Origin of the sequence: Chitinophaga sp. S165 (genome assembly GCF_003182155.1) — a bacterium.
Lineage (GTDB): Bacteria > Bacteroidota > Bacteroidia > Chitinophagales > Chitinophagaceae > Chitinophaga.
In genome coordinates, this window is sequence record NZ_QGTG01000008.1 from 311,229 (window position 1) to 326,043 (window position 14,815).

12 protein-coding genes and 1 tRNA gene are annotated in these 14,815 nt (G+C 42.9%); 5 read left to right on the plus strand and 8 right to left on the minus strand.

Going from position 1 to position 14,815, the window contains the following annotated elements:
* Positions 1-64 precede the first annotated feature (64 nt).
* From C7475_RS26200 to C7475_RS26225, 6 genes are all read right to left on the minus strand, one after another.
* The gene (locus C7475_RS26200) at positions 65-664 is read right to left on the minus strand and encodes a Crp/Fnr family transcriptional regulator (RefSeq protein ID WP_110056459.1); all 600 of its coding nucleotides are present in this window, start codon (positions 662-664) and stop codon (positions 65-67) included.
* A 195-nt stretch (positions 665-859) separates the two neighbouring features.
* Positions 860-1,858, minus strand: a complete 999-nt coding sequence (locus C7475_RS26205; RefSeq protein WP_110056371.1) for a hypothetical protein — start codon at positions 1,856-1,858, stop codon at positions 860-862.
* A 43-nt stretch (positions 1,859-1,901) separates the two neighbouring features.
* A complete protein-coding gene (locus C7475_RS26210) occupies positions 1,902-2,498 on the minus strand; it encodes a DUF308 domain-containing protein (protein WP_110056372.1) in 597 nt (198 codons plus the stop codon).
* 104 nt (positions 2,499-2,602) lie between these two features.
* On the minus strand, positions 2,603-3,121 hold the full coding sequence (gene msrB / locus C7475_RS26215) for a peptide-methionine (R)-S-oxide reductase MsrB (protein ID WP_110056373.1): 519 nt from the start codon (positions 3,119-3,121) through the stop codon (positions 2,603-2,605).
* A 111-nt stretch (positions 3,122-3,232) separates the two neighbouring features.
* Entirely contained in the window at positions 3,233-4,144 is a 912-nt protein-coding gene (locus C7475_RS26220; protein WP_110056374.1) for an archaemetzincin, read from the minus strand.
* 393 nt (positions 4,145-4,537) lie between these two features.
* Positions 4,538-5,077: a hypothetical protein gene (locus C7475_RS26225; RefSeq protein ID WP_110056375.1), complete on the minus strand. Its 540-nt coding sequence runs from the start codon at positions 5,075-5,077 to the stop codon at positions 4,538-4,540.
* 555 nt (positions 5,078-5,632) lie between these two features.
* Between C7475_RS26225 and C7475_RS26230 the strand changes: the two genes are divergently transcribed.
* Positions 5,633-5,923 carry a Fic/DOC family N-terminal domain-containing protein gene (locus C7475_RS26230; RefSeq protein WP_110056376.1) on the plus strand — a complete coding sequence of 97 codons (291 nt, stop codon included), beginning with the start codon at positions 5,633-5,635 and terminating at the stop codon, positions 5,921-5,923.
* Between the two features lie 17 nt (positions 5,924-5,940).
* Here C7475_RS26230 and C7475_RS26235 read toward each other — a convergent pair whose 3' ends face one another.
* Positions 5,941-6,594, minus strand: coding sequence for a zeta toxin family protein (locus tag C7475_RS26235; protein WP_110056377.1), 654 nt, complete (start codon positions 6,592-6,594; stop codon positions 5,941-5,943).
* Positions 6,595-7,430: 836 nt separating this feature from the next.
* On the opposite strand from C7475_RS26235, the gene C7475_RS26245 reads away from it, so the two are divergent.
* Positions 7,431-8,864: an ATP-binding protein gene (locus C7475_RS26245; protein ID WP_110056379.1), complete on the plus strand. Its 1,434-nt coding sequence runs from the start codon at positions 7,431-7,433 to the stop codon at positions 8,862-8,864.
* 138 nt (positions 8,865-9,002) lie between these two features.
* On the opposite strand, the gene C7475_RS26250 is transcribed toward C7475_RS26245, so the two are convergent.
* Positions 9,003-9,076, minus strand: a tRNA-Asp gene (locus tag C7475_RS26250).
* 203 nt (positions 9,077-9,279) lie between these two features.
* Between C7475_RS26250 and C7475_RS26255 the strand changes: the two genes are divergently transcribed.
* From C7475_RS26255 to C7475_RS26265, 3 genes are all read left to right on the plus strand, one after another.
* Positions 9,280-9,870: an RNA polymerase sigma factor gene (locus C7475_RS26255; protein WP_110056380.1), complete on the plus strand. Its 591-nt coding sequence runs from the start codon at positions 9,280-9,282 to the stop codon at positions 9,868-9,870.
* Positions 9,871-9,949: 79 nt separating this feature from the next.
* Entirely contained in the window at positions 9,950-11,134 is a 1,185-nt protein-coding gene (locus C7475_RS26260; protein WP_110056381.1) for a FecR domain-containing protein, read from the plus strand.
* A 296-nt stretch (positions 11,135-11,430) separates the two neighbouring features.
* Complete coding sequence (locus C7475_RS26265; RefSeq protein WP_110056382.1) at positions 11,431-14,802, plus strand: TonB-dependent receptor; 3,372 nt, start codon at positions 11,431-11,433, stop codon at positions 14,800-14,802.
* The last annotated feature ends 13 nt before the right edge of the window (positions 14,803-14,815 follow it).

Here is a 14,815-nt window from a genome sequence, read left to right on the forward strand (position 1 = left end):
GGCTTCCCATTTTGCATTTTTGAATTACGTTCGGATTGATAATAACTACTGACTATCCTCCGGTTCATTTAGATTGATTATCCTTTAATCTTTTTCTGATCCTGCTGAGCGATGGATTGGTAATACCCAGGAAAGAAGAGATATGATAAGCCGGAATTCGCTCAACGATATTAGGATGTTCTTCCATTAACCTGAGGAACCGTTTCTCGTGAGACAGGAACAGGAACTCTTCTGTTCGCGATTGTGCATAAGAGAAAAATGTTTCTGCCAGCAGCCTGCCGAACCTTCCCCAGTTCAGATTCTTTTCATACAAGCTGTTGAGGTCTTTGTAGGAAATGAAAATGATCTCTGAATCTTCCATTGCTTCAATAAAATACCAGCAGGGATTTCGTGAGATGAAGCTTCTGAAGGAAACGACGAACTGGTTCTCTGAAAAAAAGAAAAGATTTTTTTCCTCTTCGGTTTTAGGATCGGAGTAATAAATACGGAATATCCCTTTAACGACCAGGCCGAGGTCGTTGCAGACCATACTTTGCATATTGAAGAAATCTCCTTTGGCTATCTTACGCGGCCTCCAGAAAGCTTGACTTTCGGCAATATCCTGATCTGTTAATGCCGCAAAGTTTCGCAAATACTGGGATAATATTTCATCTTTTTCACTCATGACCGAATATTTTACGGGTCTATAATGCATGCCGTTACCACAGCCAAACCTATCAAAGTTCGGCATTGTCAACCGGCAGCATTTTAACTTAAGTTAAAATCTGAAATAAATTTAAAGAAGATCTCCGTATGATCAAGCAGGCAAGTATAGCCGGCAACGAAATAAAGCCCCGGTTATCTGTTCACTGTCCGGTTATTAAAATGGTAAAAGCGAAATGCGGAATTCGCCATATGGAGTAGATTTACCTGTTGTCCTGATAAATGCATCATTGTAATTGCTGCCTTTCGCTATAGTTCTGGCAGAGGCGATCTTATTAACACCACCACTGACTCCCATGATAATATACTTGCCCAGGAGGTATTCAAAGCCCGGCCCGCTTTTAAACTCGATGGTGTTATAACTGAAGTGCCGGGGCAATGCGGGATCGCTGGATTTATAAAATGATGCATAAGTATTAAAGGTTGTGCCCAGGTTGATCCATGCTTTACGGGAAAGCGATTGTTTCAACGAAGCGCCCTGTGGAAGGTCCAGTATCAGCTGTAGTCCGCTGTTATTCAATTTGCGGAAATAATTGACGACTGGCAATACCGGAAAAGGTACGGACGGATCTATTTGTACCAGCGCCCCAAGCGAGAAATAAACGTCAGGCGTGCGCTTCAAAGGAAAGGCGATGCTGCCGTTAAAATTGAACCTGTTTACTGTTTCCAGATTATCAGACATAGCGGTCAACACCACCGCATATATCACCGGGATGTGGAAAAGGGCATCTGTTCTTGAAAAGTTCAGGGACAGGCCGAGCGTGCTTTTGGAGATGTCTCCTTCGCTTACCTGTGGATGTTCCAGCTGGTTCTTCACTTCCCTGACATTAAAGAACTGTTCGTTATGATAGATGGTCGCGCTGATCACGTTGCCGCTCCAACTGCCGACCGGTATGTTAAAAAAGGAACTGATCCGGGCATTGCGGCTTTTTCCGCTGGAGAAGTCTTTAGCGTTCACCTTCGCATCAAAATTGCCGGAACCGAACAAGTTTACCGTAACCGAAGCCTGACGAAGTGAGGGATAACGGAGCGCCTGTTCATGCTTCTCGCTCCTGAGAGTGTCCGCCGGGTGCTGGCTGGACATACTGAACATGTTTTGAGCATAGGTGCCGGCACTGCAAAAGAGCATGCCGGTCACCAGGAGGTTGATCTTCATAAGTTTTTTGAAATGTTGAGCAATAGACCATTTCCGGCTGGTGTCAGCTTGCGGAGGTAGCCTGACCGGCTTTGATGGTTTTAGACAATGCGAAGGCGGTTAGCAGGAAATAAAATGCACCGAAGGCTGCATAACCTGCCAATGTTGTGATACCTTGATTCGGCGCGTGTGCCATTGCTATAAAGGATACTCCTGCCAGCATTGACTGGCCGCCACTAATGATCATCGGCCACTGACCACCTAATTGTTTACGTCTGCGCAAACCTAAAAGCAGTTGAATAAGGCCGGTTAATATAGCCCAGGCACCAAATACGATCAGCGCTTGCGGAATACCTTTTTGCAAGGCCAGTATCACACCGATCGTAGTGGCAATGCTGATCACTGCATTGACATACTGTGGTGTCTTATTAGCAGAGGATGCGTTCGCCTGGATATCAAAGTATGTGGCAATTGCATCCCACGCCGGATAGATAATAAATAAAACTGTAGCTATTGTGATATTGGTTTTAGCCAATGCTAATACCAGTATGATCCAAACGATGGAAAAACCCGCGCGGAAAAAATATAGTCTCCGTAATGCACTGGCAGTTTCAACAGCCTGGCTGGAAACGTTTAAATTGGATTGAGTTGCTGATGTCATTGTATAATGTTTTTATTAATTGCTGTATCAAAATTCCCTCTTATTCTACTACCGGTTTTTCACTTAAGTTAAAAACCAGTAGAAAAGGTGAAGGATTGAGCCAGTTATTTTTTTGTATCTGGCTCGAAGTCAAGAGATATGGAGTTCATGCAAAAACGTTGATAAGTAGGAGGAGGGCCGTCGTCAAAAATATGGCCCAAATGAGAATCACAGCGGCCGCATAATACTTCGGTCCTGTGCATATCGTAAGAATCATCGGTTTGATAACGGACAGCAGTTGCCCGGCTTGGCTGGTAGAAGCTGGGCCAACCGCAACTGCTTGCAAACTTGGCATCCGATCGGAATAACTGATTGCCGCAAACAGCGCAATAGTAAGTGCCCCTGGTCGTACTTTTCCAATATTTACCTGTGAATGGCCGCTCTGTATCTTTTTCACGTGCCACCGCATACAGGTCAGGAGATAGTACCTCCTTCCATTTTGCATTGCTCACGTTTAATTTAACCGTATCCGTGTTTGAATACCATGGATTACGCTCGTGACCACGGGCAGATTTTTCATGCTGCGCGAAGCAGCCGATGGTAGTCAACATGAGCAGACTGCAATAAACCAGGATCTTTTTCATGACGATTTTAAATTGACGTTTTGATCTATTGCTCAAAGGTCTGTAGAATCGTCGACCTGGATTTTAACTTAAGTTAAAGTCAGTGGTATTTGTTGTAAGGGGGCCTGTTTACTAATTGGACTGGTTTACTGCATCCAGGTCAGCTTTGAATGTTAGCCAGTCATGTTGCAGGGAATTACTTTTGCAGAAATCACTTAGTTGTTTCAGCCTTCGTTTATTGTTATATGCGATATTCCAGAAGAGTTTTTTCTGGCATTCGGAACAGAGGCGGAGGGGACTTCGGTCAGTTTCACTCAGACCATTGGAACCGTTCATTACACAGCTGGCATATACGCAGTGATGTAAGGAAAACATATGCCCTATCTCATGCGAGGAAATGTTAGCCAGTCTCGTGAGGCAGGTTTTGTAATTGGCGGTATCCAGGTAGCCGTCCTGTAAACGGTAAATAGAGGAAACACCTACCCGCTTTGTATATGATGCTAATCCGAATACATAGTTCCAGCTATCTTTTGGATAAAGATCTTTTGCACTGATAGCCATGAATGCAATACCTCCCTGAGGACATTTATCTTTTAGCAGGCTATCCAGCAGGTAAGGAGCTCGTAGTTGCGTATGTCCATCATGCTCTCTTGATGCAACCGCTGTGACAACACTATCACTAATAGCAGGTAGTAACACAGTTTTCATCTGAAAGAAGATTTCCACGTATTCCCTTACCTGTTTCAATGCAGTTTGCTGAAGCGAGGTAAAATCACCTACAGGCATGAGGTAAATAGTGGAATGGTCGGCTCCTGGTCTTACAGGCCTGGCCTTTATATAAGCTTTCAGGTCTTGTCTTTTCTCGTTGTGTGAATAGCGCCAATCGCCTGCTTCTGGAGCCGTTAGCGCAATATCATTGTCTTCGATAGCATTGAAGTAGGAAGAGTCGTGAGCAATTTCCGGATCTTCGTTGGCACAGGAAGCAGTGAGAATAAGAGATAATACAGCTACTGTTAAGGCGAAAGATCTATATGGTATTGTCATAGTATAGAGAATAAGAAAGTCAAATTATAACAGCACAGGACTATCAGCAGTTTATGTACAGGTGGATAGCGGCCGTTGAAGTATAAGATGCAAAATTTCCACTTTTCCATAATCCGGGAATAGCTTATCACGATTTATCTCAAAACGAAGTTTGTCAAGCTATAGAAGTTTGAACGGAAACGCTATTGTTTTAAGAATAAGTTAATAGGGTATCAAAATAGGATCAAGTTGAAAACCTGGAGGCATTCGTGAGATCAGGTCACGGCTACGCCTATCCACTTTTAACGCGGAACAACACATATCAAAATAATCCATGCAGGCTGGTAAATTAAAGCATATTTGAGAATGTTCCTTAACCAGAAAGAAGCCATTCATAAACCGTGAAGCCGTTTTTTATGTAAGCAGCAATTCCTTTACAGTTCGATTCCCCGGCAAACTTTTTACTATCACAATGACTTTACCGCCTGCAGGTCGCACGGTGATCTTATAATGCCAATCAATCCCATTCCAGCCTGAAGATGCACGCCCACTCTCGGTAATAACACCGTCAGCGTCTATTACCCTTACCTCCACTTCTGCTACCCTAAACTCATTTTGGGTAGTCACTACAACTTCATCGCCTTCCAATCTGATATTTTGGACTTCAGGGCTGCGGTAAGCATCCTTCACTGCTATATTATAAGCATTTTGTCCCGGCCCTGCCAGCGACTGATAATAAGCCTTTATCTGAGGATCTTCCAGCATTATCTGCGCACGCATCGAAGCAATGGTCATCTTATGCCTTGCCTCCAGCTGCTTTTGCGTAGGCTTTTTCTTTGAAGGGCCGCGTTTCTTCGCCATAATGATCTGCCCGTTTCTTTCGTAGATCGTGATTTGTTTGCCGAGGGTGCCCCGCACCAGTTGCATGAGGATATTGTCTTTAACAATGGCCATAAAAAGGTCGTTTTGAGGTTATAAATACAAGTTTTCTGTATCGTTTCTCTAAGGTACGTATAAGCTCATTAAAATATCACTAAAAGATCACCTAAAGGTCACTTCAATATCGATTTGATATATAGATGACCTTTAAATATCCTTTTAGTGATATTTTAGTAAGCTTATATTAAGCCGATAGATAGCCTATTCGAACACTTTAGAAGGCTAACTATAGTGAGAAGTCTATTATGAATCCCCCAAAAATGAAAAGGGACAAATCATACTTGTGATGATTTGTCCCTTTTTAGCTGGCTACGGGGGAGAGGATTCTAACCAGTTCGCAGATAATTTCTCTGCAATTCTGGACTTCATTATCAAAATAAATTGAAAAGCAGTTTAAGGCTCAACATCTGAACAGGAAACTGGCTATATAAGCACCGACATGTGATCTGGTAGCTCCAGATATTGAATTGATAATAATATGATTAACGTTTTAATTCTATATGATACTTGTCATGTAAAAAAAAACAACTTATCTATACATGAGTGACTGTTCATGTATAATTTCTATGTATGAAAACTGATAAGCCATATAATGATTTTATTGTACTACCTCCACAGAGAGAAAAAGTAGAAACCTTACCTATATTACGGCAATTAGTTATTTCTTCTGTGGCATTAGCTGAGTTGAAAGGACTAGCTAATGTTTTACCTGATCCGAATATTCTGCTTAATGCAGTAATATTAAGAGACGCAAGTGCCAGCTCAGAAATCGAGAATGTTATTACGACACAGGATAAACTTTTAATTAAAATATTTAATTATTGCATCATCAGTTGGGAAAGATGGCAGATTCTTCGATAAAAACATCTGCTCAATATCTACTTTTGAGAAGCTTTCAAATTTTGAATTTTCTCCGCTATTTCTGGCATTCCTTTTTTTAGCCAGTTTTTCTTTAATGCTATCTTGTCCGCCCACAACACTTCTCCATTTTCTATTTTTGCTAACAATATCGGCACCTTCATCCCATCATAAAGTTCGATTACATGAAAGGTGGTGTTAAAATTATTGATATGCTCAAGATTCTTTTCATATACGCCTCTAATGGTATCTGGATCAACATAATGACCACCCTCAAGCACTCGCTGGCCAACTCTTGCCGTGCGGTCGCTTATTTTGTCAAGACAGAGATAATTCAATTGAATCTGATACCCATTTTTCTCAAATAGATCCAGATATCTCCAATAGTCAGGGTGAGAAAGTGGAGTTTCCAGAACGAAATGGTGTTTATTTTGGATGGCAAGTTGCATTTCTTTAACAAGCTTTTCCTCCATCCTGATCGTCGCAAGCCTTGTTACATCATTAGGATCAGTGCCTGCATTTCTTAATTCATCCTCAAACTGTGTACGGGTTAGATCCCTGTCAAATGACCATATACCGTCAAATTCCTTTGGTAACATGGTCTGTATATGAGTGGATTTTCCTGCTCCATTAGGCCCGGAAATAACAAGCAAGGTCGGCTTAGAGTAATCCATACTCTTTTCTTATGCGGTCGGCGTCGTTAGATTCAAGCTTTTGAATTAACCTGGATTGAAATTTCTTTCCCGCTGTAACTACCTGCTGAAGCTCAATACGACCGTCCGGATATTCTCTATAGACCTGCCCTTCAGGTAATTTGTCAGAAAGTATTAAAAATGGAATATTGTTACTGAAGTTTCGTAACCTAAGTTTCCTAATAGTAAGTAAATAATTGTTATCCTTTACTATTATGTTTTTGATATCCTTAGCCATAGTGTAAATATACGCTTTTTTGTATCAAAAAAGATATCATTTGGCAAAATCTTATAATTCAAGTTGTTGGTTTTCAATCTAATAATATTGCGTTTAATATGCTATTTAATGCTTGCACGAGGGGAAGAGATGTAGAATTCTTCCTGTTTTAGGCTATCTAAAATTTATGCTTGATCACATCACAGCCCTCCTATCGGGGAACAACGTTCGAACCAGTTTCAAGATGATTTATCTAACATTCTGATGTTTATTAGTGAAATGAAGCCATTAAATCTCTTCAAAATAGAAAGGTAGTCGAATTTTTATCTATCATATTTAGGGCTTTGCTGTATTAATATATTTTGCTGACAAATGGGGTATAGTAACTGAAAGTGTGTCGATATAACTATCCATTCTTCATTTCTCCTTTATGTTGGTCGCCCAATTCCAAATTGAGACTATTATATTTAAAATGAAACATTCTCGATTTCTTTTTCAATCTATTGATTTACAATTGATAATTTGAATTTTTGATTTTTATATCTCGCCACAACTATATATATATATACATAGTTATGGCGAAGTATAAATCCAGTAGACAATGGAATATCTTATAGGAAGAGAAGAAGAAAAAGCTATTTCACAAAGGGCTTTATTATCTGAAGAGGCTGAATTAGTGGCTATATATGGTAGACGTAGGATTGGGAAAACTTTTCTGATCCGGAACTTTTACCAGAAGCAACTGATTTTTGAATTTTCAGGAGTTCACAATGCTACATTGAATGACCAACTGGCTAATTTCGCTCAGGCGCTTACTCGTTCAATAAAAAGTTTACATATTGAGCCCCCTGTTGATTGGAGAAGTGCTTTTAGTCTGTTAGAAAGTTACGTAGCCCCTCTTATAAAAAAGCAAAAGCGAGTACTTTTCTTTGATGAATTCCCATGGATACAAACGCCAAGATCAGGGTTTATGCAGGCATTTGAGCATTTCTGGAACATGTGGGCTTCCCGGCAGGAAAACCTTGTTGTGGTAATCTGTGGTTCTGCCGCTTCATGGATGATACAAAAAGTAATTAATAACCCAGGAGGGCTTCATAACAGGGTTACAAAAAGAATTCGCCTGTTGCCTTTTAACCTTAGCGAAACGGAAGCATATTTGAAAAGTAGAAAGATCAAACTGGATCAATATCAGCTATTGCAACTTTACATGGCAATGGGGGGCGTGCCTTTATATCTTAAAGAAGTAAATATAGGAGAAAGTACAGCGCAGGCATTAAATAGAACCTGTTTTACAAAGAGTGGGTTGTTGCACAATGAATTCAAAATACTATTTCAATCATTATTTGAAGAAGCCGTACATCATATGGATGTAATTAGGGCCTTAGCAGCTAAACCAGGCGGCCTGACAAGAAATGAAATAATTGAAGTTTGCTCTCTGACATCCGGTGGAGGTGCAACACAATTATTGGAAGAACTGTCAGAATCGGGATTTATCACACCTTATGTGCCATTTGAAAAAAACTACCGGGATAGCATATATAAACTAACAGATGAGTACTCGCTTTTTTATATAAAATTCATAGAGAACAGTAAATCTCATGGAGCGAGCAACTGGTTACGGCTATCAGAAAGCGCGTCATGGAAAAGCTGGAGTGGACTTGCATTCGAAAGCATATGCCTTAAACATGATCAGCAGATTAAAAAAGCCATAGGAATAGCTGATGTATATTCAGAAGTATCCCCATGGCGTTATGTTGCTAAAGAGAAAGAAGAGGGAGCACAAATAGACCTTCTATTTGATAGAAGAGATAATTGTGTCAATCTGTGTGAAATGAAATTTTCTCTTTCCGAATTTGTTATAGACAAGAAATATGCTGCTGCATTAGCGCAAAAAGAAAGGGTTTTCAGGCAGAAAACAAAAACTCGTAAGACACTTTTTCTTACCCTTATAACGACTCATGGAGCCCAAAAAAATGATAATTATATTAATCTTATACAAAAAGAAATAACGATGGAGGCCTTATTCAAAAATTAGTTACCTGGAAGCTAAGCGCAGAATTATATCACACATTTGATTTCGAACGCTTATGAAGTTGACAACAAATAGCTTATGAACTCATAATATACAATAAGAAAAGCAAAACCCGCTCGTAGAGCGGGTTTTGCTTTTCTGCGGACCAGACGGGACTCGAACCCGCGACCTCCGCCGTGACAGGGCGGCATTCTAACCAACTGAACTACTGATCCAACACTTGTTTCCCGTTCGTCGGGGGTGCAAATATATGAACATTTATTTCAATTGCGCAAATAAATTATGTACAAATATTTACAACTTTAAAAAACACGGGTAAAAAGCACCTTTAGCGTCAAACAGACCCTCAATTTGTACATTTCCCACTTTTCTTTAGATTTACAGCTTTTAGGGGCTTTCTACTAATGTTCAATTTGATATGGATCGTATGCCATCCGAGGACGAGGTGTTGTTACGGATGATGCAGGGAGATGAGTCTGCGTTCACCAAAATCTACCGGCACTATCACGCCTCACTTTACATCTATGTATTGCGGTTTTGCAAAGTTCCTTCACTTGCGGAAGATCTCGTGCATGATGTATTCCTGAAGGTATGGGAGATCAGGGACCGTATTAACCCCGAAATGTCCTTTACAGGATATCTGTACAGGATTGCCAGGAACCACGTAATAAAGACCATAGGCAAACTTGCCACCGATAAAGTACTCAGAGATCAGTTTTATGCTCAATTAAATGACATTTCCGGTACTCAGCCGGAGCACCAGATCAGGGCTAAAGAATATGAGCGTTTGTTCCAGGAAGCGCTGGTAAGAATGCCTGCACAGCGGCTGAATGTGTTCAAATTATGCCGGCAGGAGGGGAAAAGTTATGATGAAGTGGCTTTTCTGCTGGGTATTTCCCGGAATGCCGTCAAAAAACATATGGTGCTGGGCATGCGTTTCATTTACGATTATGTGCACCGGCATGGCGATATTCTGCTCGCCGTTTACCTCGCCGGAAAACTTTTTTAACTTTTTTTTAAGACAGGGGTACCCTACTTCCTCATTTGCGGATATTATATACAGTACCCGCAAAAGGTGCTCATAATTTATGTCATCATCCACGGACCACAACGAAAAACTTTTACAGAAATACCTTGACGGCCAATGTACTGTGGCTGAAACGGAGGAGTTGTATGCCTGGCTGCAGTCGTCAGGGGCCAACCGTTCCCTGTTGGCCGCTATGCAGCGTGAGTTCGAAAAGACGTTGGGAGAGCACCATGAGATCCCTTCAGAAGTAAGTGACAGAATAGAAACCAGGCTATTACAAGACATTTCCCGCGATAAAGTAGTAAAGATCCATTCCCGTACACGTATCCGCTGGGCAGTGGCCGCAGCAGCATTGCTGTTGCTGGGTAGCGGACTTTATTATATGACGACCGTCTCGTCCCGCAAGACATTTACCACGAGTAACAGTACGGTGGCTGATACCGGAGATATTGCACCAGGTACTAATAAAGCTATACTGATCCTGGCCAACGGCGATGTGGTAACGCTGGATAGTGCTGGCAATCAGGTGATTAATCAGGGTCAGACCCAGGTCCGTCAAAAGAACGGACAACTGGAATATGCCGTACAAGGGAATAGTGATGCAGTAGTATATAATACATTGACCGTTCCCAGGGGAGGGCAATTTAATATTGTACTGCCCGATGGCAGCCATGTATGGCTGAATGCGGCCTCCAGTCTGAGATATCCTACCGCTTTTAACGGCGACCGGCGAGAGGTCGAATTGCAGGGACAAGGCTACTTTGAAGTGGCCCCTAACGCGCGTCAGCCGTTTTATGTGAAAGCGAACAACGTTGAAGTCCAGGTACTGGGTACCCGCTTCGATGTTATGGCCTATGCCGATGAAAAAAGTATCAATACAACCTTACTCGAAGGACTCGTAAACGTAAAGAACGGGACAACGCAGCAAAAGCTGAAGCCAGGCCAACAGGCCATTGTGGACCCTGCCAGCGGTATAATGGTGGTAGGGGCAGCCGATGTTGACCAGGTAATTGCCTGGAAAACAGGATTTTTCGAATTTGATAACGCCAGCCTGGGAGACATTCTGCGTCAACTGGCCAGGTGGTATGATATTGACGTTAGTTACAACCAGACGGGAAATGAACGGCTCTTTGGGGGGCGTATTAGCCGGGGCTTACCTTTATCCGATATTCTGCATATGCTGGAAGCAAATGGACCTACATTCTTACTGTCGGGGAGAAAACTAACTGTTACATCGGGGAAATAAAGCCTGTGCTGCACTGAATCCACGTTAAGGCAGACAGGGGGATTATTCAAGCTAAAATGACTTACGTTATGGAATTAGTAACTGAAACAAATTAAGGAAGAACAGCATGTCCCATAAAACAGGAACCGGAAGCGCTTGCAACACTTCCGGCAGATTTGTCCGGGACACCTGAAAACCACGTCACGTTAATAACTACGATCTTCTAAATTCCCAAACACTACAAAAGTATGTATTTAAACTTTAGTGGTAGGACTTTCCGTGCGCGGAAGTATCTACCGGCCAAAATTGTCACCGTTATGAAACTGACCACCTTTTTGTTGCTAGTGGTTTGTTTGCAGATCAGCGCAAAAGGGGTATCGCAACAGATCTCTATATCTGAGAAAAAAGCCCCCCTCAAAAAAGTACTTCGTCAGGTAGCACGTCAGGCTGGAATTTCCATAGTATATGATGAAACATTGCTCGCTACAGCCAATCCTGTAACTATTGATGTAAAAAATGCTACCATTAAAGAGGTGCTTGAGATCTGTCTCAACAACCAACCATTCGCTTATACCGTAGATGGATCACGTATTATCGTGAAAAGCCTGCCTGCAGCAAAGGCTGCTGCAGATAGCACCATCAACGTAACCGGTAGGGTAGTGGACGAAAAAGGAGAGCCCGTGCCTGGCGTAAGCGTTCGTGTGAAGGACGGTTCCACAGGTACAGCTACCGATGTAGATGGCAGGTTCAAATTAAAAGCACCTGCCAATGGCTCCCTCGTCTTCAGTGCCCTGGGTTTTGCTCCCTATACACAAGCCGTAGGCAGCGGAAATCTGTCTGTAAGATTGAAAGGTTCTGAAACTGCCCTGACCGAAACCGTTGTGGTAGGTTACGGCGTTCAGAAGAAAAGTGTTGTAACCGGCGCTATCTCCAGTGTAAAAGCTGCCGATCTTGAAAGTCAGCCTATTACCCGTGTTGAAAGCGCACTGCAGGGTAGAACTTCCGGTGTTACCATCGCTGCCAGCTCTGGTCAGCCAGGCTCCGGCTCTTCTGTCAGGATCAGGGGTCTGACTACCTTCAATAATAACGATCCGCTTTGGGTAGTAGACGGAGTTGTAGTAGATAACGGCGGTATCGGTTACCTGAACCAGTTTGATATAGAATCTATCGAAGTATTGAAAGATGCGGCTTCCCAGGCTATCTATGGTGCACGTGCTGCGGCAGGTGTTATCCTGATCACCACGAAAAAGGGTAAAGCCGGTAAGCTAAGCGTGAACTATAATGGTTACTGGGGTACTTCCGCTCCTGCACGCAAACTGAAACTGTTGAACGCCACCCAGTATGCTACATTGATGAATGAGGCATCTATGGCCGGTGGTGCTGGTATTTTATACGAAAACCCTAAAGCGCTTGGCGAAGGTACCGATTGGCAGGCACAGATCTTCAACAATAGCGCTGTTCGCCAGAATCATGAAATAAGCGTAAGCGGAGGTAATGAAAAGTCAACCTTCTACTCTTCCTTTGGTTATCTGAATCAGGAAGGTATCGTTGCATCAGACATCTCCAAATATCAGCGTATAAACTTCCGTTTGAACTCTACACATAAACTGTCCCAGTGGGTGACCTTTGGCCAGAATGTAGGCTATGCTTATGATAAAGCTATCGGTCTCGGTAATACTAACAGCGAGTTTGGTGGTCCGCTGGCTTCTGCCATTAACCTGGACCCTATTACACCTGCTGTAGTGACTGATCCTACAGTTGCAGCAGGAGAGCCCTATAGCACTAAACCTGTACGCCGCGATAAAAACGGTAATCCATATGGTATCTCCATCCCGGTTGCACAGGAAATTACCAACCCGCTGGCTTATATCAGCACCCGCCTGGGCAACTATAACTGGTCGCATAATATCGTAGGTAACGCTTACCTGGAGATCTCACCTATCAAGGGACTGAAATTACGTTCTACTTTAGGTTCGAAGATCGCTTTCTGGGGAAGTGAGTCCTTTACCCCTATATCTTATCTGAATGCTTCTACCGTTTCTTCCCGTACCAGCTACTCCCGTAACTACAACAACGGCTTTAACTGGAACGTGGAAAATACAGCATCCTATACCAAACAATTCAGTAAGCACAGCGTAACCTTGCTGGTAGGACAAGGTGCATATAGTGACAGCCGCTCGAAGTCATCCGGTATCACACTTTTTGACCTGCCGGTAACTACCTTCGAAGATGCTTCAATGAAATATAGTTCAACGCCAGCCCAGAGAAATTCAACGGGCGACGAGAATCCTGAACATAAGCTTTCTTCATTGTTTGCGCGTATAAACTATAACTATGAAGAAAAATATCTTGCAGAAGCTATTGTTCGTCGTGATGGTTCCTCCCGTTTCGGTTCGAATAACAGATACGGTGTATTCCCATCTTTCTCATTAGGATGGGTAGCTTCCCAGGAAGGTTTCCTGGCACAGAATAATATCGTGAACTTCCTGAAGTTCCGTGGTGGTTATGGCGTTGTGGGTAATGACAATATCGGCGACTTCCAGTACTTGTCTACTATCGGTGGCGGCAGGAACTATAGCTTCGGTACAGGCGATAGTTACCTTGTCGGCTACAGCCCCAACGCTCCTTCAAACCCCGATCTGAAATGGGAATCTACCAGCCAGACAAACATTGGTTTCGAAGCCACAGTGCTGAGAGATGTTACTGTGTCATTTGACTGGTTCAGAAAGGCTACAAAAGACATCCTCCAGAATCCGCGTATCCCGTTCTACGTAGGTGCTATTTCCAATCCTGCTGCAAACGTTGCAGATATGCAAAACCAGGGTGTTGAGCTGGAATTAGGCTATCGTAAGAAACTGGGCGATTTCAATTTCTCCGTAAACGGTAACGTTTCTTATCTCAAAAACAAAGTAACGAACCTGGGTAACGGTATTGAATATCTTTCCGGCGGACAACGTATACAATCCACCAGCAATCCTCTTACCCGTACAGCTCTCGGACAGCCGTTTAACGCGTTCTTCGGATTCCAGACCGATGGTATTTTCCAGACGCAGCAGGAAGTGGATGCTTATGTAGGTAAAGGCGGTCAGAAAATACAGCCAGGCGCCGTAGCCGGAGACTTCCGTTGGGTAGACCGTAATGGTGATGGCAAGATCGATTATGAAGGCGATGGTACCTTCCTGGGTAATCCAACTCCAAGCTGGACATATGGTTTCACCCTGAATTCCAATTATAAAGGCTTTGATCTGGTATTGTTCGTACAAGGCGCCGCCGGTAACAAGATCTTCCAGGGTCTGCGCCGTCTGGACATTCCGACCGCTAACTGGCAGACCAGTGCGCTGGGCCGCTGGACTGGCCCGGGTACCAGCAATGATTATCCGCGTCTTACCACAAAACCTGATCTGAACGGTTACAACAACAATAACTTCACTAACCCTTCAGACTTCTATCTGGAAGATGGCAGCTACGCAAGGATCAAGTCTCTGCAGATAGGATATAATCTACCTTCTTCTATTTTGAAGAAAGCACATGTAGAGAAGTTCCGCCTGTATCTCATGAGCGAAAACCTGCTGACACTGACCAAATACAGCGGTTATGATCCGGAAATTGGTGGCGGTGTATTCAGCATTGACAGAGGTATCTATCCTCAGGCACGTTCCTTCATGGTAGGTGTAAATGCTACTTTCTAATTTACTAAAGCTG

What these genes read in the sequence shown, in the direction of transcription:
- C7475_RS26200 (WP_110056459.1), bottom strand. Translation starts at nt 664, where the DNA reads ATGAGTGAAAAAGATGAAATATTATCCCAGTATTTGCGAAACTTTGCG.
- C7475_RS26205 (WP_110056371.1), bottom strand. Translation starts at nt 1,858, where the DNA reads ATGAAGATCAACCTCCTGGTGACCGGCATGCTCTTTTGCAGTGCCGGC.
- C7475_RS26210 (WP_110056372.1), bottom strand. Translation starts at nt 2,498, where the DNA reads ATGACATCAGCAACTCAATCCAATTTAAACGTTTCCAGCCAGGCTGTT.
- msrB (WP_110056373.1), bottom strand. Translation starts at nt 3,121, where the DNA reads ATGAAAAAGATCCTGGTTTATTGCAGTCTGCTCATGTTGACTACCATC.
- C7475_RS26220 (WP_110056374.1), bottom strand. Translation starts at nt 4,144, where the DNA reads ATGACAATACCATATAGATCTTTCGCCTTAACAGTAGCTGTATTATCT.
- C7475_RS26225 (WP_110056375.1), bottom strand. Translation starts at nt 5,077, where the DNA reads ATGGCCATTGTTAAAGACAATATCCTCATGCAACTGGTGCGGGGCACC.
- C7475_RS26230 (WP_110056376.1), top strand. Translation starts at nt 5,633, where the DNA reads ATGAAAACTGATAAGCCATATAATGATTTTATTGTACTACCTCCACAG.
- C7475_RS26235 (WP_110056377.1), bottom strand. Translation starts at nt 6,594, where the DNA reads ATGGATTACTCTAAGCCGACCTTGCTTGTTATTTCCGGGCCTAATGGA.
- C7475_RS26245 (WP_110056379.1), top strand. Translation starts at nt 7,431, where the DNA reads ATGGAATATCTTATAGGAAGAGAAGAAGAAAAAGCTATTTCACAAAGG.
- C7475_RS26255 (WP_110056380.1), top strand. Translation starts at nt 9,280, where the DNA reads ATGGATCGTATGCCATCCGAGGACGAGGTGTTGTTACGGATGATGCAG.
- C7475_RS26260 (WP_110056381.1), top strand. Translation starts at nt 9,950, where the DNA reads ATGTCATCATCCACGGACCACAACGAAAAACTTTTACAGAAATACCTT.
- C7475_RS26265 (WP_110056382.1), top strand. Translation starts at nt 11,431, where the DNA reads ATGAAACTGACCACCTTTTTGTTGCTAGTGGTTTGTTTGCAGATCAGC.